This window comes from Mesorhizobium sp. M0800 (assembly GCF_040320095.1).
Classification (GTDB): domain Bacteria; phylum Pseudomonadota; class Alphaproteobacteria; order Rhizobiales; family Rhizobiaceae; genus Mesorhizobium.
This window is the reverse complement of the sequence record NZ_JAMYOZ010000027.1, coordinates 63,848-82,699: the sequence shown is the minus strand read 5'-3', so window position 1 is coordinate 82,699 and position 18,852 is coordinate 63,848. Positions and strand designations below refer to the sequence as shown.

Annotated in this window: 14 protein-coding genes; 5 read left to right on the top strand and 9 right to left on the bottom strand. The window is 62.9% G+C overall.

The window, feature by feature from the left end; translation table 11 throughout:
• Nucleotides 1–2: 2 nt before the first annotated feature.
• Nucleotides 3–848 carry a dihydropteroate synthase gene (gene folP, locus NKI18_RS25515; RefSeq protein WP_353020876.1) on the bottom strand — a complete coding sequence of 282 codons (846 nt, stop codon included), beginning with the start codon at nt 846–848 and terminating at the stop codon, nt 3–5.
• Nucleotides 849–944: 96 nt separating this feature from the next.
• On the opposite strand from folP, the gene NKI18_RS25510 reads away from it, so the two are divergent.
• Nucleotides 945–1,643 (top strand): DUF922 domain-containing Zn-dependent protease, encoded by a 699-nt coding sequence (locus NKI18_RS25510; protein WP_352619831.1) that lies wholly within the window; start codon nt 945–947, stop codon nt 1,641–1,643.
• 52 nt (nt 1,644–1,695) lie between these two features.
• Nucleotides 1,696–3,177 (top strand): MDR family MFS transporter, encoded by a 1,482-nt coding sequence (locus tag NKI18_RS25505; RefSeq protein ID WP_352619832.1) that lies wholly within the window; start codon nt 1,696–1,698, stop codon nt 3,175–3,177.
• Nucleotides 3,178–3,203: 26 nt separating this feature from the next.
• Here the strand turns inward: NKI18_RS25505 and NKI18_RS25500 are convergent, their stop codons facing one another.
• The 3 genes from NKI18_RS25500 to NKI18_RS25490 form a co-directional block, all read right to left on the bottom strand.
• Complete coding sequence (locus NKI18_RS25500) at nt 3,204–4,232, bottom strand: NAD(P)/FAD-dependent oxidoreductase (protein WP_352455681.1); 1,029 nt, start codon at nt 4,230–4,232, stop codon at nt 3,204–3,206.
• Between the two features lie 82 nt (nt 4,233–4,314).
• Nucleotides 4,315–4,635, bottom strand: coding sequence for a 2Fe-2S iron-sulfur cluster-binding protein (locus NKI18_RS25495; protein ID WP_023674833.1), 321 nt, complete (start codon nt 4,633–4,635; stop codon nt 4,315–4,317).
• A 97-nt stretch (nt 4,636–4,732) separates the two neighbouring features.
• On the bottom strand, nt 4,733–5,101 hold the full coding sequence (locus NKI18_RS25490) for an Hpt domain-containing protein (RefSeq protein WP_292660938.1): 369 nt from the start codon (nt 5,099–5,101) through the stop codon (nt 4,733–4,735).
• 285 nt (nt 5,102–5,386) lie between these two features.
• Between NKI18_RS25490 and NKI18_RS25485 the strand changes: the two genes are divergently transcribed.
• Together NKI18_RS25485 and NKI18_RS25480 are read left to right on the top strand one after the other, a co-directional pair.
• Nucleotides 5,387–11,773, top strand: coding sequence for an apolipoprotein A-IV repeat region-like domain-containing protein (locus tag NKI18_RS25485; RefSeq protein ID WP_352619833.1), 6,387 nt, complete (start codon nt 5,387–5,389; stop codon nt 11,771–11,773).
• A 135-nt stretch (nt 11,774–11,908) separates the two neighbouring features.
• Nucleotides 11,909–12,361, top strand: a complete 453-nt coding sequence (locus NKI18_RS25480; protein ID WP_352619834.1) for a macro domain-containing protein — start codon at nt 11,909–11,911, stop codon at nt 12,359–12,361.
• A gap of 41 nt (nt 12,362–12,402) precedes the next feature.
• Here NKI18_RS25480 and NKI18_RS25475 read toward each other — a convergent pair whose 3' ends face one another.
• The 4 genes from NKI18_RS25475 to NKI18_RS25460 all read right to left on the bottom strand — a co-directional run bounded on the left by NKI18_RS25475 (nt 12,403) and on the right by NKI18_RS25460 (nt 16,486).
• Nucleotides 12,403–13,011, bottom strand: a complete 609-nt coding sequence (locus NKI18_RS25475) for an ABC-type transport auxiliary lipoprotein family protein (RefSeq protein ID WP_031212859.1) — start codon at nt 13,009–13,011, stop codon at nt 12,403–12,405.
• A gap of 83 nt (nt 13,012–13,094) precedes the next feature.
• Complete coding sequence (locus NKI18_RS25470; protein WP_352619835.1) at nt 13,095–14,468, bottom strand: MlaD family protein; 1,374 nt, start codon at nt 14,466–14,468, stop codon at nt 13,095–13,097.
• A 13-nt stretch (nt 14,469–14,481) separates the two neighbouring features.
• On the bottom strand, nt 14,482–15,300 hold the full coding sequence (locus NKI18_RS25465) for an ABC transporter ATP-binding protein (protein ID WP_352455678.1): 819 nt from the start codon (nt 15,298–15,300) through the stop codon (nt 14,482–14,484).
• A 1-nt stretch (nt 15,301) separates the two neighbouring features.
• Complete coding sequence (locus tag NKI18_RS25460) at nt 15,302–16,486, bottom strand: ABC transporter permease (RefSeq protein ID WP_352619836.1); 1,185 nt, start codon at nt 16,484–16,486, stop codon at nt 15,302–15,304.
• Between the two features lie 78 nt (nt 16,487–16,564).
• On the opposite strand from NKI18_RS25460, the gene dgcA reads away from it, so the two are divergent.
• Nucleotides 16,565–17,548 carry an N-acetyl-D-Glu racemase DgcA gene (dgcA, locus tag NKI18_RS25455; protein ID WP_352619837.1) on the top strand — a complete coding sequence of 328 codons (984 nt, stop codon included), beginning with the start codon at nt 16,565–16,567 and terminating at the stop codon, nt 17,546–17,548.
• On the opposite strand, the gene NKI18_RS25450 is transcribed toward dgcA, so the two are convergent.
• Nucleotides 17,519–18,736, bottom strand: coding sequence for an MFS transporter (locus tag NKI18_RS25450; protein ID WP_352619838.1), 1,218 nt, complete (start codon nt 18,734–18,736; stop codon nt 17,519–17,521). The genes dgcA and NKI18_RS25450 overlap by 30 nt on opposite strands.
• Between the last annotated feature and the right edge of the window lie 116 nt (nt 18,737–18,852).

The window sequence follows — 18,852 nt, the reverse complement described above, 5'->3', positions numbered from 1 at the left end:
GCTCAGCGTTCCCCGATCTCACGTGCCAGCATAGCATCGGCGATGGCCAGCGCATCCACGTTGATTGCGACATCGTGGACGCGAAAGAGATGCGCGCCTTTGAGCCTCAGGATGACGCTGGTGGCCGCGGTCCCGGCGCCTCTTGCGGCTGCGTCGCGGCCGGTGACGGTGCCGATAAAGCGCTTTCGCGATGTGCCGGCCATCAGTGGAAAACCCAGCGCATGAAGTTCGGAAAACCGTGCCATCAGGTCAAGATTTTCCGCTGCCGTCTCCTTGGCGAAGCCGAAGCCCGGATCGAGCACGATATGATCGTCGGCAACACCGCTCCGCCGCGCGATTTCCAGCGACTTCCTGAGGAAGAAGAGCTGATCGGCAATCACGTCGGGCAGTTTCTGCCGGTCCCGTCCCGTGTGCATGACGACAAGGCCAGCGCCGGTTTCGGCCGCGACGCGGGCAATGCCCGGTTCGCGCTGCAGGCCCCAGACGTCATTGACGATATGCGCGCCGGCTTGGACGGCAAGCCGGGCCGTATCCTCGCGATAGGTATCGACCGAGATCAGCGTTCCGCCAGACGTCGCGAGCGCCTCGATGACCGGCAATATGCGAGCCTGCTCTTCCTTTGCGGAGACCGCAGACGCCCCGGGACGTGTCGATTCTCCGCCGATGTCGATGACGGCGGCCCCCTCCTCGACCATGCGGCGCGCCTGGGCCACTGCTTTTTCCGGCGCATCGAACAGGCCGCCGTCGGAAAAACTGTCCGGCGTGATGTTGAGGATGCCGACGACCACGGCCTTGCCGCCAAGGTCGAGATGGCGTCCGTGCGCCAACTGCCATCGCCCTGTCATCATTGCCCATCAACCATGTTCGATCCCGCGGCGTGGCGGGGGATCAATTCCGTTGCGCCGAGGACGGCGGTAAAGCAAGGTGGGGAAAGAGGCAACACGATGAAACGATCCCTCCTTTGCGCCCTGATGCTCGCTCTGACCGCATTCCCGGCCGGCGCTGCAACGCTCGTCAAGACATATAGTTATTTCCCGATCGGCGGCAGGACGCTCGACGACATCGAGACGCAGCTGTCGAAACTCGGGCCTCAGGTGAAAAGCACCGGGTCGCGGCATCCGGGAGCTACCCAGATGGCGTTCACCACCCGCGTCAGCTATGCGCAAAAGCCGGGCTCGTGCTGGATTGCCGACGCTGTCGTCACCGTCAAGGTCAAGGTCATCCTTCCTGAGTGGCGCCGCCCGCGCAAGGCCGATGCCGGCGTCAGGCTGTTCTGGGATACGTTGTCCGCCGACATCAAGCGCCATGAGGAACGCCACGTCGAGATTGCCAAGAACCACGGCCGCGAACTAGAAGACGCCTTGAAGGCGAGCTACCCGGAAAAGACCTGCGAACTGGCAAAGGCCAAGGCCGCAAAAATCACTGCGGCCATGCTTGCCAAACACGACCAGGACCAGATGCGCTTCGATCGCGTCGAAAGCGCCAATTTCCAAAGCCGCATCCTGCGGCTTTTGCACTATCGCATCGAGCGCATTGAGAACGGCCGGCTCGCTTTCGAGCCGCTGTCGAAATCGGCCTATAGCGAACGACATATGCCAGGTTCGCAGGGATCAGCCTCCGGCAAACGCCAATCGGCGTATTAGATGCTTCCCAGCCCGTCGCGGACGTGCACGCAGGCATAATGGATGAACGGATATGGACCAGGCTGTCGACAAGCAAACGATGGTGGAAACCAGCGCGCCGCTGACCGAAACCGAGAAAAACGCCATCATCGGCGGCGTGCTTTTGTCGATGCTGCTGGCGGCGCTCGACCAGACCATCGTCGCGCCGGCGATGCCGACGATGGCACGTCTGCTCGGGCATGCCGAATATCTGCCATGGATCGTGACCGGCTATCTTCTGACCGCGACCGCCGTGGCGCCGCTCTACGGCAAGATCTCCGATATTTATGGTCGCCGGCCGACCGTCTATGCTGCAATCCTGATCTTTCTCGCCGGCTCGCTGGTCAGCGCCACGGCCCCTAACATGCTGGTCCTGGTTGTCGGCCGGGCGATCCAGGGCGCCGGTGGCGGCGGCCTGTTCGCCCTGACGCAGACCGTGATCGGCGACCTCGTGCCGCCGCGCGAGCGGGCCCGATACGCCGCCTGGATCTCGGGCACATGGGCCGTCGCCAGCATCGCCGGGCCGCTGCTCGGCGGCACCTTCGCCGAACATCTGCATTGGTCGCTGATCTTCTGGATCAACATTCCGCTGGGCCTGCTGGCCATGGCGATCATCAACAACCCGCTCAAGAAGCTGCCGATCGCCGCAAAACATCACCGCATCGACGGCCTCGGCGCGCTGCTTCTGGTCGCGGCCACCTCGCTGCTGCTGCTTGCCTTGAACTGGGGCGGCAGCGAGTATCCGTGGCTGTCGCCTGAAATCCTTGGACTGCTCGCCTGCTCGGCGGTGTTCTGGAGCGCGTTCGCGCTGCGGCTCATGCGCGCGGCCGAACCGCTGATCTCGCTCGAAGTGCTCGGCAATCCGATCGTTCTCGCCGGCACATTGTCGATGTTCCTGCTGCAGGCCGCCAATGTCGGCTTGTCGGTCTATCTGCCGGTCTACCTGCAGTCGGTCGTCGGCCTGTCGGTCAGTCAATCGGGCACCGCATTGCTTGGGCTGATGCTCGGCACGGTGGCCGGTGCGACCTTCAGCGCGCGAATGATCCCGCGCTTTTTTCACTATAAACGCATTGCCATGATCGGAACTGTTTTCTCGATCCTGTGCCTCGGCGTGTTCAGCCTGGTCGCCGGGCATGCCTCACTGTTGCTCGTCGAGGTGTTGACGACCTGCGTAGGCCTGGGCACAGGCACGACCTTTCCGGTTGCCACCGTCTCGGTCCAGAACGCCGTCGATCGTATGCACCTTGGCGTGGCGACCGGCGTTCTCACCTTCCTGCGCTCGCTGGGCAGCGCGCTTGGCGTCGCTATGCTCGGTGCCGTCGCCCTTGGTTACGGGCTGCCGCTGGCCAGCGAAGGCACGCAGCCGGCCGGCCATATCGCCTCGGCCATGCCGTTCGTGATGATCTTTCTTGCCGCGGCCGCGATCTTGCTGTTGTCGCTCATCACGCTCTGGCTGATGCCGGAGAAAACGCTTCGCGGTCATGCCGAGGCTGTGGCCCCAACCCTGGCCGAATAGACCTGTCCGGCGAAATCCGGCGAGCTTCAGTCGACCACGCCGAGCTTCTTGTGCAGGCTGGTCGACGAGGTCGTATACTGGAATACGATGCGCTCGCCGGGGCTGATGATGCGCTTGGCTGCCTGCGCCATTAGAGCGACCTCATGGAAGCCCGACAGGATCAGCTTCAGCTTGCCGGGGTACCAGTTGATGTCGCCGACGGCGAAGATGCCGGGAACCGACGTCTGGAATTTTTCGGTGTCGACCGGGATCAGGTTCTCGTGGAGGTTGAGCCCCCATTCGGCGATTGGGCCGAGCTTCATCGTCAGGCCGAAGAACGGCAGCATCCGCGTGCACGGCACTTCGACATCGCCCTCCGGCCCCTTGATCGTGGCCGAGACTAGCTGGCCGTCGCTGCCGGTCAGGCCAGTCACCTGTCCAACCTGGAATTCCAGCTGCTTCATCTCCTGCATGGCATACATCTTGTTGACACTGTCGGGCGCTGCGCGGAATTCGGGCCGCCGGTGCACCAGCGTCACGCTCTTGGCGACCGGCTGCAGGTTCAGCGTCCAATCGAGCGCCGAATCGCCGCCGCCGACGATGACGAGGTCATGGCCGCGAAAGTCCTCCATCCGGCGCACCGAGTAGAACACGCTCTTGCCTTCATAGGGTTCGATGCCTGGAATCGGCGGCCGCTTCGGCTGGAACGAACCGCCGCCGGCGGCAATCACCACAATTTTGGCTTCGAACACCTCGTTTTCGTCGGTAATGACGCGGAAGCTGCCGTCGTCCAGCCTTTCCAGGCTCGAAACCATGCGGCTATAGGTGAATTCGGGCTTGAACGGCGCGATCTGCTCAAGCAGCTTGTCGACCAGGCCTTGCGCCGAGATCGAGGGCCAGCCCGGAATGTCGTAGATCGGCTTTTCCGGGTAGAGTTCGGCGCATTGCCCGCCGGGCCGGTCGAGTATGTCGATCAGATGGCACTTCATGTCGAAGAGGCCGAGCTCGAATACGGCAAACAGGCCGACAGGCCCTGCCCCGACAATGAGTACGTCCGTCTTGGTGATAGCGGTCATGAAGCATGCGCCTTTATGGGAAAACGGCGCGACACTGCATGACCATTGGTCCGCTGCCAAGCGGCAGCCGCAAAAATCGGCTTCAGCCCTGGCGGGCCGGCACGCGCACGACCAGCCCGTCGAGGGCGTCGCGCACCTTGATCTGGCATGACAGCCGCGAGTTCGGCTGGACCTCGTAGGCGAAATCCAGCATGTCCTCTTCCATGGCTTCCGGCTCGCCGACCTCCGCCGTCCAGGCTTCGTCGACATAAACATGGCAGGTCGCGCAGGCGCAGGCGCCGCCGCATTCCGCTTCTATTCCCGGCACCGCATTGCGGATCGCATTTTCCATGACGGTCGAGCCGTTTTCGGCATCCACGTCAAAATGCGTGCCGTCATGGGCGATGAAGGTCAGCTTGGTCATTTGTCACCTGAAGGGAGTCTGAGCCGACATAATCACTCTGCCGGACAAGTCAACTGCGGCGCCAAAGCGCCGCTGTGTGGCGTTTTGGGAATAAGCGCTATCGGCTGATGGCGGCGACGAAGTCGCGCACTTCTTCGATCAGCGAGCCAAGCCGCTTCAGCGTGCTGGCGTCTTCGGGCCGGCATTCGATCGCGCTGGCGCAATCGGCAATGGCGAAGGCGCCGACCCCACGCGCCGAGCCTTTGAGCCCGTGTGCCAATAGCAGCCGCTGCCTGACATCCGCATCGACGATCTTGTCGCGCACCGACAGCGCCTGCTGCACGAACAGAGCCAGCACCTCCTGCTCGAGGCTCCGATCGCCCATCGTCTGGCGCGCAAGATGCGCCAGGTCGATCGGCCGCGCCCCGGCTGTCCCCGACACGTCGCCGCCGGGCATCGAGAAGGCAATGCCGTTTTCGCCACGTATCACTTTGAGACTCCGTTCTTCGACCGCCGCAAAAACTAGGCGTATCCGGTGGACAACGGGTTAATGATTGGCCCGGAAAAATGTCGCGATAACGGCGCCGGAATCACGGCTGTGTTAACCTTATATTTAAAGTTTTACGTATCGGGCGGAATGCATGTTTTCTTTACCCGGCTGTGTCATTACGATACGACAGGTCCATTTTCAGCCTCCTGCGCGGGACACGCTAGGCAGAATCAATAAGCAGAACCATAAGTCCCGCGGCAGCTTGTACAGGGTAGCGAAGGCATGGCGAAGAAACCAACGACGACAAGAACGCTCGACAGCGACGTAGCCAGGGAACTTGAAAAGGCACTTGATATCGATCTGAGCGGCGATGCCGGCGGCGACTTCGACATGGCTGCATCCATGGAAGATCTCGAAGCGCAAATATCGCAAGCCGCCGACGAGCTGGCGCGCGAAGGTCGCAGCCAGAACGAAGCCCCTGCCTCGGACCAGACCCAGAACGCGGCACCTGCCGCCAATCAAAGCCAGATCGCAAATCCCGCGCCAAAGGCCAAGCCGGCTGAGTTGCGTCCTGTCGCAACGCGCAATGGCTCGCAGCCGGCAGCTTTCTCGCCGGCCAACGACGATCGTCAAAAAGACTATAAGACGCTCCTGCACACCCTCAATCGGCGCGCCTCGAACACGATCTACTGGGTCGTGGCTTTCGTTTCGCTGGCCTGGATCGCCGGCGCTGGCGGCCTTGCGAACCTGTTGTTCGGACCTGGCATCTGGAACATCCGCACCTTCGATCAGTTTTTCGCCCGTCCGGAGCTGATCGGCCTGGCGGTCGCGACAATCGTGCCCGTCATCCTGTTCTGGGCATTCGCAGTGATGATTCGCCGCGCTCAGGAGATGCGCCTGGCCGCGCAGTCGATGACCGAGGTGGCCTTCCGTCTGGCCGAGCCGGAAAATCTTGCCCAGGATCGCGTCATGATGATCGGCCAAGCGGTTCGCCGCGAGGTGGCAGCCATGGGCGAAGGCATCGAACGCACGCTTGCGCGTGCCGTCGAGCTCGAAACGCTGGTCCACAGCGAGGTGAACCAGATCGAGCGCTCCTATTCAGAGAACGAGTCCCGCATCCGCTCGCTGGTCGATGGGCTGGGCAGCGAGCGCGAAGCGGTCGTCACCCATGCCGAGCGCGTGCGCGCCTCGATCACCGGCGCCCACGAGACACTGAAAGACGAGATCAACGCCGCCAGCGATATCATTCGCGACAGCATTCTCAACGCCTCGACCAAGCTGTCGATGACGATCAACGAATCCGGCGACACGCTGATCGACAGGATCAACGGAAGCTCGATGTCGATCTTCGATTCGGTGGAAGGCCGGCTCGAATCGATCACCGATCGCCTGTCGACGTCGGGCGAGGCCTTCGCCAGCCTGCTCGACACCCGGATCGCCAAGCTGACGGACACCACCGATGGCCTGACGCGGTCACTGACCGACCTGCTCGACGACCGCACGAGCGGCATGGTGTCGCTGCTCGGCGGTGCCGCCCGCACACTCAATTCGGAATTCGAAGCCAGCCTCAACGGCATCGAGCGGACGCTTGCTGAACGTGGCCAGGCGCTGATCAGCGAGTTCCAGACCCGCGCCGAGGCGCTCGACACCGGCACGCAGAAGCTCAACGCCGCGCTGGAGGCTCGCGCACGCCAGATCAACGAGACGCTGGTCGAGCGCGCGCGCGAAATCGCCCACACCTTCCAGGATAGCAAGGAGACGCTGTCGGCGATGATCGATCAGGGCAAGACCCAGATCGGCGCCGACATGGCCGACATCATTTCATCGACCTCGACCATGCTTGAAGCCCGCGCCGGCGATTTCGCCGGGCGCATGGAAGCGGCGCGCCATGTCGTATCGCGTTCGTTCGATACGGACATCCAGCGGCTTGCCGATGCTCGCGCCGGCATCGAGGAAGCCGTCGAGAACCACAGCCGCAAGCTTTCCGAAAGCCGCGACCGGATGGCGGCGGCAATGCAGGCCGATCTGGCGAAGTTCGCCGAAGGTCGCGCCGAAATCGACGCAGCGGTGGCTAACCAGGTGCAGAAGCTAGCCGAAGGCCGCGGCCTGATCTCGCGCGCCCTTGAAGAGGATCTGCGCAAGGTCAACGAATCGCGCGCAGCGATCGACGCTTCGCTGGGCAGCCATCTCGAAAGCCTTGAAGAGGGTCGCAACAGGCTTGCCCAGGCCTTGAACGAAGACTCTGGAAAACTCGTGCAAGCCCGCACGATAATTGATGAAATGGTTGCCGGGCACGTCGGCAAGCTCGCCGAAGGCCGCAGCATCCTTTCGCGCGCGCTCGAGGCCGACCTCGGCAAGCTGGCAGAGAGTCGCGCCAGCATCGACGGCCTCGTCGCCGGTCAGGTCGAAAAGATCGCCGAGGGTCGCGCCACACTCGCCAGTGCGCTGGAAGCCGACATCGCCGGCATCAATGGCCTCATCGAGGCGCATTCGGCGAAATTGGCGCAAGACCGCAGCGGCCTTTCCCAGTCACTCGATAACGACCTGTCCGACATCAGGAGCCTGATCGCCGATCATTCTGGCAGGCTCGCCGATGACCGCAGCCTGCTTTCGAAGACGCTTGAAGACGATCTTGCCAAGCTGGCCGAAAGCCGGTCGAGCATCGATGGGCTGGTTGCCGGCCAGGTCGAGAAGCTGGCCGAAGGCCGCGACATCCTCAAGCGCGCGCTTGAATCGGACCTGAACGCGATCAAGGGCGTCATCGCCGGCCAGTCTGAAAAGCTGGCGGAAGACCGTGGCCAGCTGTCGCGGGCACTGGAGAGCGACCTGCAGGCCGTGCGGGGCGTTGTCTCCGATCACATGAACAAGCTCGCCGAAGACCGCTCGACCCTGTCGAAGGCGCTCGAAGACGATCTCGGCAAGTTGGCCGAAAGCCGCTCGAGCATCGATGTGATGGTTGCCGGCCAGGTCGAAAAGCTGGCTGAGGGCCGCGATATCCTCAAGCGCGCGCTCGAAGCCGATCTGAGCACCGTCAAGGGCGTCATCGCCAGCCAGTCCGAAAAGCTGGCGGAAGACCGTGGTCAGCTGTCGCGGGCACTGGAGACCGATCTCGAGACCGTGCGGGGCGTCGTCTCCGAACATATGAACAAGCTTGCCGAAGACCGTTCGGCCCTGTCGAAAGCGCTCGAGGACGATCTTGCCAGGCTGGCAGAGAGCCGTTCGAGCATCGACGGGCTGGTCGCCGGCCAGGTCGAGAAGCTGGCCGAGGGTCGCGACATCCTCAAGCGCGCCTTGGAAGACGATCTTGCCAAGCTGGCCGAAAGCCGCTCGAGCATCGACGGACTGGTTTCCGGCCAGGTCGAGAAGCTGGCCGAAGGCCGCGACATCCTCAAGCGCGCCTTGGAGGCCGATCTCAGCACGATCAGGGGCGCCATCGCCGATCAGTCGCAGCTATTGACCGATAATCGCGCGCAGTTTTCGCGTGCGCTGGAAGCCGATCTCGGCAACGTCAACAGCCTTGTCGCAACCCACGCAGAGAAGCTCGTCCAGGACCGCTCGACCCTGTCGAAGGCGCTCGAGGACGATCTCGCCAAGCTGGCCGAAAGCCGCTCGAGCATCGATGGGCTGGTTGCCGGCCAGGTTGAGAAACTGGCGGAAGGCCGCGACATCCTCAGGCGCGCGTTGGAAGCCGATCTGGAGAGGCTTGCAATGAGCCGCAGCGAAGTCGACGAGATCGTCGCCGGTCATGTCGGCAAGCTGAGCGAGGGCCGCGACATGCTGACCCGCGCATTGCAGGACGATCTCTCCAGGCTCGCCGAAACGCGCAAGGATGTCGACCGTTCGCTGTCCGGCCATATCGACCAGATCGCCGCCAGGAGCACCGACATCTCCGATGCGATCGCTGCGGACGTAGAAAAGATCGAGCAAGCGTTCAGCCGGCAGACAGGCATCATCGAGGAGCGCGCCAGCACCATGGAGCGGGCGCTGTCGACGGGTGTCGACAACGTGCGCAGTGTGCTCGAAAGAAGCGCGGTCTTCGTCGCCGGCGCGCTGCGCGAGAAGGTCATGGAAGTTACCAGCGCGCTGCATGAGCAGGCGGGCGCGGCATTCAGCGATGCCGACCGCAAGATCGCCGAGCGCGCCGAGCAGACCTCGGCCGCCCTGCTCGCCAGGGCGGAGGACATCGCCCGCACCTTCGAGGAGGCGGATCGTCGCCTCGCCGCCCGCGCCGAGGATACGTCGAGCGCACTGATTGCCCGCGCCGACGACACGTCGAACACCTTGTTCGCGCGTGCCCAGGAAACGGCCGATCAGCTGGCAGCCCGGGCAAGTGAGATTGCCGGTACCTTCGACGCGGCGGACCACAGGCTGGTCTCTCGCGCCATCGAAACGGCCCAGTCGCTGGCTGCGCGTGCCGGCGACATCCTGCGCAATTTCGAAACAGCCGACGAGCGGCTGGGCGTGCGCATCGGCGAATCCGCCGAAGCTCTCGCGGCACGTGCGTCGGATCTCGGTCGCATTTTCGATGCCGCCGACCAGCAACTTATTTCGCGCATTGCCGAAGGCTCTGAAGCACTTTCGGCCCGTGCGTCCGAGATCGGCCGCATCTTCGAGGAGGCCGATCATCGCCTGGTGGCCCGTATCGCTGACAGCAGCACCGCAATCGGCGAACATGCCGACACCATTGTCGGTGCCTTCACCAGCACCGAGCAGCGGGTTGCCGAACGCGCCAGGCAGACTGGCCAGGAACTCGCCGTCCATGCCCGTGAAATCGAGCAGCTGCTTGCCGGTGCCGACGAACGCCTGGCATCGAGTGCTGCCGCCACTGCGGCCCGCGTCGAGGAGCAGGTCGCCACCGTCGAGAACCGCCTCGCCTACTCCGCCGAGACAATGGGCCAAAAGCTCAACGAACAAGTCTCGGGTGCCGAGGCGCAACTGGTCTCGCGCGCCAACTCGATCGCCGAAACCTTCACTGCGGTCGGCCAGCATATCGGCCAGAGCACCAATGACGCTGCAAAGACCATCGGTGCCAATACTCGCGAGCTCAATACGATGCTTGCGGCACGTTCGGCCGAAATATCGAAAATCCTGGACGAGACGGCACGGCCTCTGGTCGAGCGCTTCGCCCAGGGCGGCTCCGAGCTGCAAAAGAGCATGGAAGAGGTCACCGAACGTGCGACCGAGAAGCTGCGCACTCAAAACGCCGCCCTCGTCGACGCCCTCGCCAGCCGTACGGCCGAAACCCTGTCGGCCGTCGAAGGCGCGCGCTCGACGCTTGCCGACAGCGTTGCCGACCTCATCGGCCGCATGACCACCTCCAGCTCGCAGCTCGGTCAGTTGATCGAGCAGGCGGCGACCAATCTCGGCCAGGTCGACGAACGCCTGACCGGGAGCACGCAAAGCTTCGCGGCGACCACGGAAAAGACCGCGCAGACCTTCGCCAGTTCGGCGCGTCTGGTCGATTCGAACACGACGCGGCTCACCGAGCTGTCGTCGTCGACCTTGCGCGAGGTTGCTTCAATCGCCACCAAGTTCGACGAGCACAGCCGGTTGCTTTCCAGTGCCTCGGACCTGTTGAGCTCGGCCCAGAGCAATCTTGAGCACACGCTCGAAAGGCAATCGTCGCTGGAGGACCTTGCCGTCGGTCTTGTCAAGAAATCGGAAGATCTCGAAAGGGTCATGCGCTCGTTCGAGAATCTGGTCGGCCAGACGCTGCAGAACGCCGAAGGCAAGACGCTGGAATCCGCCGACAAGATCCGTACCGCGATTTCCGAAGTGGTCGATTCGGCAACCAAGCGCTTTGCCGATGCGACCGAGGAGATGCGGCGTACCGCCGGCTCGATCAAGAGCGAGCTCGACCTCACCCGGGCCGAGCTTAAGAAAGGCGTCATCGAGATGCCGGAAGAGGCAAAGGAATCAACCACGGCTATCCGCCGTGCCGTTTCAGAGCAGATCAACGCGCTGAAGGAACTTTCTGAAATCGTTGCGAAATCTGGCCGCAGCGCCGACAGTTCGGAACAGCGCAACCTGCGTCCGGCGCCGCAAGCGCCTGCCGCACGCCCCGCCGAACCGCCACGTCGCCCGGCTCCGGCTCCCGAACAGCGCCGTGCACCGCAGGCGCCTTCGGGCGAGACGGCGCTGCGCGGCACGCTCGACCTCGAACGTCCCGCAGACCAAGCGCCGCGCCAGCGCGACCCCAACGGCCGCACGCCGCAGGGCGGTTGGGTGCGTGACCTCCTGACCGGTGCATCACGCGAAGACGACGCCAAGCCGGCAGCGCCTGCCGAAGCGCCGCGCCCGGCTCCCGCTGCGCGGTCGCCGCTTCATGTCGTGGAATCGCTGAACTCGCTCTCGGTCGATATCGCCCGCGCCATCGATCACGATGCCTCGATCGAGCTGTGGAACCGCTACCGGCGCGGCGAGCGCGACGTCTTCACGCGCCGACTTTACACGCTGAAGGGCCAGCAGACGTTCGACGAGATCCGCCGCAAATATCAGTCAGAGGCGGAGTTCCGCGCTGCTGTCGATCGTTACTGCGACGATTTCGAAAAGCTGCTCAAGGACGTGTCGCGCAACGACCGCGACAACATCATGGCGCAGACCTACCTGACGTCTGACACCGGCAAGGTCTATACCATGCTGGCCCACGCCAGCGGCCGCCTGCACTAAGCGGGCGACAGGAAAACTGAAAGGGCGTTCTGCCCTTTCAGTGAGACTCGATGCTGAAAAGATAGTCCCACTGCGCAAATCATCTGATTTGGTCGGATGTTTGCGCGCAGGAGTTGAGGGCGGGATGTCGTGGCAATGCAGACAGTTCGCGGTGATCTGCTTCAGCTTGCGCTCGACGGAACATTCGATGTCATTGTGCATGGATGCAACTGTCAGTGCCAAATGGGAGGAATCGCCCTTTCCATAAAGCAGCGCTTTCCGGAAGCATATGCTGCGGATTGCGCGACATTGAAGGGCGACCCGGCCAAACTGGGAAGCCTATCCGTTGCCGAAATCAAGCGAGACAGCCGCATTTTCCACGTCGTCAACGGCTACACTCAGTTCCATTGGCAAGGCAAAGGCGTGAAGGCTGACTACCAGGCAATCCGAAAAGTCATGCAGGCGGTCAAAGGCAGATTCACGGGCAAAAGAATCGGCTACCCGAAAATTGGTGCGGGGCTGGCTGGAGGTGATTGGGAAATCATAGGCTCAATCATCGATGACGAGCTTGCGGGCGAAGATCACACGCTCGTCGAATATGCTCCGTAAGTTGCTTCGGTCTTTGGCCGCTTCATAGCAGCTAGCCCGGTTTAGATCACGGTGTCGGTCCAGCGGACGATTTGCCCGGCCGCATCGCCGAACGCGGCATCGAGCGCGCCGACATAGGCCTGGTTGCCATTGCCCGAAACGGGCGCGATGGCGCTAAACGTCTTCGAAGCGCGCACTTCACCGTTGCGGTCATTCAACAGGCGCACGAACAGCTCGACCTCGGCATGTTCGCCGCCATCGACACGCACCTCGAACGAGCGGATCTCGACGATCACCTGATAGTCGATCGCCAGCCCCTCGCCTGGCTTGCCGACGCCGGTGAAGCTGCCCGAGCGCTGGAACGTCTCTGCCAGCCGCGCCTGTACGATCATCGGCAGCCGGTCGGCCCATTGCGCGCCCTTGAGATACTGGATCGATCGCGGCGATGGCTTAATGACGATGTTCTGGCTGTCCAGCGCCTTGAGCGCCGATGGCTGGGCGATGAGGATCTGGCGACGGCTGTGGGCACGCGCTTCCAGCGACGGCGCCGAAAGCTCGAACGTATCCAGCGGCGCCGGCTTGCCGCCCAGCGCCGCGCAGCCGGCGAGCGAAAGTGCCAGCAGTGCCGCTCCGGCCTTGAACCCACTCGATCTGACGCTGCCTGAACTGATCGACTTCAAACGCGATCCCCCCCCGGATCGTGGAAACAATGCGCATCTGCCAGCTATGTTCTTGCGGTGGGCGCAGGCCGAAGTCAACGGCGCACCCTGCCGTCGAACTGCCGGACCTCACCCTCGCCGCCGGACAGGATCCGCTGTGGATTGCGGCTGAGGTCGGTCACCGCCTCTTCGATGCGGTTGATCGAACGACGGCTGTCCTGGACCAGCGATTCGACGTTTTGCAGCCCCTGTCCCGAGAACCGCGCCAGATTGTCGGTGATGGTGCCGAGGCGGGCGTTCAGCGTGTCGGCGACCTGCTTGAACGATTTGAGCGTCGCCCTGGCATCGGCCATGACGCCGTCGGCCTGACCGGAGCCGAGCAGTTTGTCGACCTTGGCAAGGATACCGTCGACTCGCACCGAGGCATCGTTGAGGCGTCCTGCGAGCTGGTGCGCGTCTTTGATGGTTTCGTCGATGTCGTCGGCCCGGTTGGCGAACTTGTTGGTCACCTTGGCGATGTCGGCGGCAGCTTCATTGGCGTTTTCGCTGGCCTTCTGGATATTGGCCAGCGCGGTGCGAACCTCAGCCGGATCGATGCCGTCGAGAACGCCGTCGACCTTGGCCAGCGTGCCTTGCGTCTTCTGGGCGAACTCGTTGATCGAGCCTACCGCGGTGTCCACGTTCTTGATGACCGTGTCGAACTGCTTGCTGGTTTCCTTGAGGTTGGAAGTGACCGTGTCGACATTGGCGACGATGCTCTTGATCTGGTCCTTGTCGACGGCGTTGAGTAGCCCTTCCGCCGCCTTCAGGGTGCCGTCGAGCTTGCCCGAAACACCCTTCAGTTCGTCCGCCAGCGAGCTGACGCTGGCCAGGAACTTGTCGACGCCGTCCGCATTCCTGGCCAGTGCATCGGAGAAGGTCTGGACATTGTTGACGGTCTGCGTCAGCGGCCCGCGAACATCCTTGGTGAAGCCTTCGAGCTCCGAAAGGACCTTGTCGGCGCGGGTGAAGATGTTCTGCGCCGTTTGCAAAAGGTTGGTGACCGCCGACGGATTGGCGACGATCTCGGCGACCTTGCCCTCCGCTTCCGCCTGGTCGAGAAGGTTCACTTCCTTGGGGTCGGCGCCCTTCAATTCGATACTGGCCTGGCCGGCGAGGCTGACGATCCCGATATCGGCCTGCGTCGACTTGGTGATCGGCGTATTCCGGCCGATCTCGGTGTCGGCGATGGCGGCGGTCGGATTGTTGAGGTCGATATAGACACGCTTGACCTCACCGACCCTGACGCCGTTGAACAGCACGAAGCTGCCGCGGCCAAGGCCGGAAGCCGAGCCCGGGATGCGCACGCGCAGCATCGCCGTCTCACCCCTGTCGCCGATCGCGGCCGTCCAATAGACGAAAGCGAAGGCCGCCAGGATCGCGGCCAGCGTGAAAATGCCGACAATGACGTAGTTGGCTCTGGTTTCCATTGCTCACTTATGGCTATGCGCGCGCCGCAAGATCAAGTTGCCGGGCGCGTTTTCCGCGGAAATAGGATTTTACCCAGGGTTCCTCGCTCCTGAGCATGTCGTCGATCGTGCCCTCGACCAGCACTTTCTTGTTGCCGAGCACCGCCACGCGGTCGCACGCCGTAAACAGCGTGTCGAGATCGTGCGTGACCATATACACGGTCAAATCCATCGTATCGCGCAGCTTGACGACCAATTCGTCGAACTCAGCCGCGCTGATCGGATCGAGCCCGGACGTCGGTTCGTCGAGGAAAACGATATCCGGGTCGAGTGCCAGGGCGCGCGCCAGGGCGGCACGCTTGATCATGCCGCCGGAGAGCTCGGAGGGGAATTTCTGCGCCGCCTCCGGCGGCAGTCCGACCAGCTCGACCTTGAGCATGGCAAGTTCGTCCATCAGCTTCTTCGGCAAATCGAGATATTCACGCATCGGCACCTGGACGTTTTCGAGGACCGTCAGCGCCGAAAAAAGGGCGCCATGCTGGAACAGCACGCCAAGCCGCATGTCGATGCGAAGGCGCTCCCTTTCGGTTGCCTTCTCGACGTCGACGCCGAACAGTTTGATTGTTCCCGATTGCTTGCGCGTCAAGCCAAGGATGGTGCGCAAGAGAACAGATTTGCCGGCACCGGAGGCACCAACGAAGCCGAGAATCTCCCCGCGCCAGATATCGAGCGACAATTTGTCGAGAACGACCTGATCGGCGAACGACACCGTGACGTCGTGCGCCGACAGCACGATTTCGTCTTCTTTGGCTTTCGCCGCCACCTTGGTCGTGTTTGTGCCCGGCAGCGCCATCTCAGAACTCGATCGCTGCATAGAACATGGCGAAAAGCCCGTCGAGGATAATGACCACGAAGATCGACTTCACCACTGAGGCGGTCACATGCTGGCCAAGCGATTCGGCGCTGCCGCCAACCTTCATGCCCTCGACCGAGGCGATTATGCCGATGATCATGGCCATGAACGGCGCCTTGATCAGGCCGGCAAAGATGGTGCTGAGGTCGATTGCGACACGCAGCCGGTCGATGAACGCTGCCGGTGCAATATCGGAGTAGAGCCATGCAGCCAAAATGCCGCCGCCCAGTGCGGCAAAGTTGGCGATGATCGTCAGGCAAGGCAGCGCGACGACCAGCGCGACCAGCCGCGGAAACACCAGCACGCCGATTGGATTAAGACCGATCACCTTCAGCGCATCGACCTCCTCGCGCATCTTCATCGAGCCGATCTCGGCGGTGATCGCACTGCCGGAGCGGCCGGCGATCATGATCGCCGTCATCAGCACGCCGAGCTCGCGCAGGATCAGCACCCCGACCAGGTCGACGACGAAGATGTCGGCGCCGAAATAGCTGAGCTGATAAGCGCCTTGCTGGGCGACGATCGCACCGACGATGGCCGACATCAGCACGACTACCGGTATGGCGCCGACACCCATGCGATCGATTTGGTTGAAGATCGCCGCCATGTTGACGCCATGGCCACGGCCAAGCTTCATCTGAGAGCCGCGTATCGTAGCGCCGAGGATATTCATTGCGGCCAGGAAATCGTCGCGCATCTCATAAACGCGCCGGCCAACCGCCTCGAGCCCGCGAATGATGAAGTTGGGCGGCTTTGCCGGACCTGATTCGGCCTCGCGTCGGACCGCATCACCGACGGCGCCGAGCAGGATCGAGGCAATCTCGCTTTGCCCCTGCATCGTGATCTCGACGCCCTTCTTTTCGAAGCTGCTGACCAGGCGGTCGATCAGCCACGCCCCGGCTGTGTCCATCTTCTCGATTTGTGAAAGGTCGAGCGCCAGCGTCTTGAAGCCGCCGCGCTTCTCGATCTTACGCATCTCGGCATCGACCAGGGCAACGGTACGTGTCGTCCAGGTTCCCGAGAAAGCGCAGCCGAGAACGTCGCCCTCCTCGCCGATCGCGATGCGCGGCTGGTGGTCGGGCTCCTTGGCAGGGCCGCTTGCGTCGCGTTTGCGGATGGTCAACATGGCATCCTGTTTAGCCTGACGGGGCCGACCTGTCGATTTGCCGATATCCTCCTTGTCGCACAGCTGGAGCAGAAAAATATGGCGCGTGTCATTTCGGTCGAGGCCGAGCGCTTTCCGATAGCCGGGACCTTTACCATTTCGCGCGGCTCGAAGACCGAAGCGGAGGTGATTTCCTGCGCCATCACCGAAAACGGCCGTACAGGCCGCGGCGAATGCGTCCCTTACAAGCGCTATGGCGAAACCATGGAGGGTGTGCGCGACGCGATCGAGGCGATGCGCAGCGAGATCGCTCGCGGCATCAGCCGCATCGCCCTGCTCGATGCCATGCCTGCCGGCGCGGCACGCAGTGCCATCGACTGCGCGCTCTGGGACCTGGAAGCGAAGATCAGCGGAACACCCGTGGCGCATACGATACGAACCGTTCCGTTACGACCGCTTGAGACGGCGTATACATTGTCGCTCGCCGAGCCGGAGGCGATGGCGGCGCAGGCCCGCGCTAACGCCCAGCGCCCGCTACTCAAGGTCAAGATCGGCGGCGACAACGACATCGCGCGCATCCGTGCAGTGACGGCGGCAGCACCCGACAGCCGAATCATTCTCGACGCCAATGAGGGCTGGAATGACGACAATATCGTCGCAAACCTCGCCTTTGCCGCCGAGCACGGTATCGCCTTGATCGAACAGCCGCTGCCGGCGGGACATGACCGTATTCTTCGCCACATCGCGCATCCGGTACCGATCTGTGCCGACGAAAGCGTGCACGAGGCGAAGGACCTTGAAGCGCTTGTCGGCCTTTACGACGCCGTCAACATCAAGCTCGACAAATCGGGTGGCCTGACCGCTGCACTCGTGCTTCGCGACCGCGCCCGCGAACTGGCTCTTGGTGTCATGGTCGGCTGTATGGTCGGCACATCGCTTGCGATGGCGCCGGCCGTGCTGTTGGCGCAGGATGCCGATTTCGTCGATCTCGACGGTCCGCTGCTGCTGGCCCGCGACCGCGTTCCCGGTCTCGTCTACCAAGGTTCGCTGGTGTCACCGCCCGAGCGGGCGCTGTGGGGCTGAACGCGCGGCAAGCCCGATCAGAGCCAGGCCCGTCAGGGCGATCGGGATCATCGCAAAGAAGCCATTCGCGCCGAAGCGGTCGTAAAGAGGACCGGAAATCAGCGTCGCCGCCGCCATGAAGAAGCCATTGGAGAAGTAGGCGATGCCTTGCGCCGCCCCGGTGCGTTCTTCCGCGACCGTCTCACCGATCATCTTTTGCAGGCCGATCAGCACCAGCGCCACCGAAACCGCGTGCAGCGTCTGGATCGCGAAAAACCCGCCAACGCCAAGCCCAAGCGGCCAGATCAGCGGAAAGGCGAACCAGCGCACGATTGCGCCAATCCCGGCAATCAGCATGATCGAGACGACCGAGAAGGAGGCGAAAGCGCGGGTGAAAACGACGAACATGCATATCTCGGCGACGACGCCCCACCCCCACAGAAGCCCGACAACCGAATCGCTGATGCCGATCGACTTCCAGTAGATCGACACGAAACCGTAGAGAAATGCGTGGCTGGCGGTGATGACGCCGACGCCTGTCGAAAAATAGAGGAAGTACCGGTTGAGGAGTTTCGGTGCCGATTGCTGGATATCGGCGGCCGAAAGCGGCGAGGCGCGGCGTGGACGGCCGAGGCGCGGCGCAATCAGTCCGGCGGCTAGCGCGGCACACAGCGCCGCGAAGATGATCACCGGGACAGCCTGGGCACCGCTCGCCGACAGGATGAAACCGCCGGCGAGATTGGCGCAGAGATAGGAGATCGAGCCCCATTTGCGCATGCTTGCGTAATTCGAGCCGAAGCGGCGAACACCTGAAAGGGCGAGCGAATCGGCAATCGGCGAATGCGGCGTCCAGACGACCGTCAGGGCCAACGACACGGCAAGTACCGTTGCGTAGGTCGGCGGCAGGAGGTAGCCGACGGACAGGATCAGCGATGCGGCGACCAGCGCAACATAGACATTGGCGCGGTCGCTCGCTTTGTCTGCCAGCGCAGTAAGAAAAGGCGTCGTCGCCACGCGCAGGAACATCGGCGCGGCGAGGATCACGGCTATCTGTTCGGCATGGAACCCCTTCGCCTGCAGCCACAGCGGGAAATACGGCACATGCGTCCCGAGCGGAACGAAGAGCGTAAAGAAGATCAAGCTCATGCGCAGTTCGAAATGGCGTGGCTTGACGAGCTGTTCGGGCGAAAGCGGCGGCAGCGAGGACATTGACAGGCGATCCGTCGGCACGGCATTCAGCCGGGTCGGCCCGCCACACCTGCCGCTGCTTAACACGGCGAAAAAGTCGATGAAACCGCTGGACTAACCGATTGAAGCGAGATGCG

Excerpts from the sequence above, each read along its gene's own strand:
- NKI18_RS25450 (WP_352619838.1), bottom strand. The coding sequence starts at position 18,736 with ATGTCCTCGCTGCCGCCGCTTTCGCCCGAACAGCTCGTCAAGCCACGC.
- NKI18_RS25500 (WP_352455681.1), bottom strand. The coding sequence starts at position 4,232 with ATGACCGCTATCACCAAGACGGACGTACTCATTGTCGGGGCAGGGCCT.
- folP (WP_353020876.1), bottom strand. The coding sequence starts at position 848 with ATGATGACAGGGCGATGGCAGTTGGCGCACGGACGCCATCTCGACCTT.
- NKI18_RS25505 (WP_352619832.1), top strand. The coding sequence starts at position 1,696 with ATGGACCAGGCTGTCGACAAGCAAACGATGGTGGAAACCAGCGCGCCG.
- NKI18_RS25510 (WP_352619831.1), top strand. The coding sequence starts at position 945 with ATGAAACGATCCCTCCTTTGCGCCCTGATGCTCGCTCTGACCGCATTC.
- NKI18_RS25480 (WP_352619834.1), top strand. The coding sequence starts at position 11,909 with ATGCAGACAGTTCGCGGTGATCTGCTTCAGCTTGCGCTCGACGGAACA.
- NKI18_RS25495 (WP_023674833.1), bottom strand. The coding sequence starts at position 4,635 with ATGACCAAGCTGACCTTCATCGCCCATGACGGCACGCATTTTGACGTG.
- NKI18_RS25470 (WP_352619835.1), bottom strand. The coding sequence starts at position 14,468 with ATGGAAACCAGAGCCAACTACGTCATTGTCGGCATTTTCACGCTGGCC.
- dgcA (WP_352619837.1), top strand. The coding sequence starts at position 16,565 with ATGGCGCGTGTCATTTCGGTCGAGGCCGAGCGCTTTCCGATAGCCGGG.
- NKI18_RS25460 (WP_352619836.1), bottom strand. The coding sequence starts at position 16,486 with ATGTTGACCATCCGCAAACGCGACGCAAGCGGCCCTGCCAAGGAGCCC.
- NKI18_RS25465 (WP_352455678.1), bottom strand. The coding sequence starts at position 15,300 with ATGGCGCTGCCGGGCACAAACACGACCAAGGTGGCGGCGAAAGCCAAA.
- NKI18_RS25485 (WP_352619833.1), top strand. The coding sequence starts at position 5,387 with ATGGCGAAGAAACCAACGACGACAAGAACGCTCGACAGCGACGTAGCC.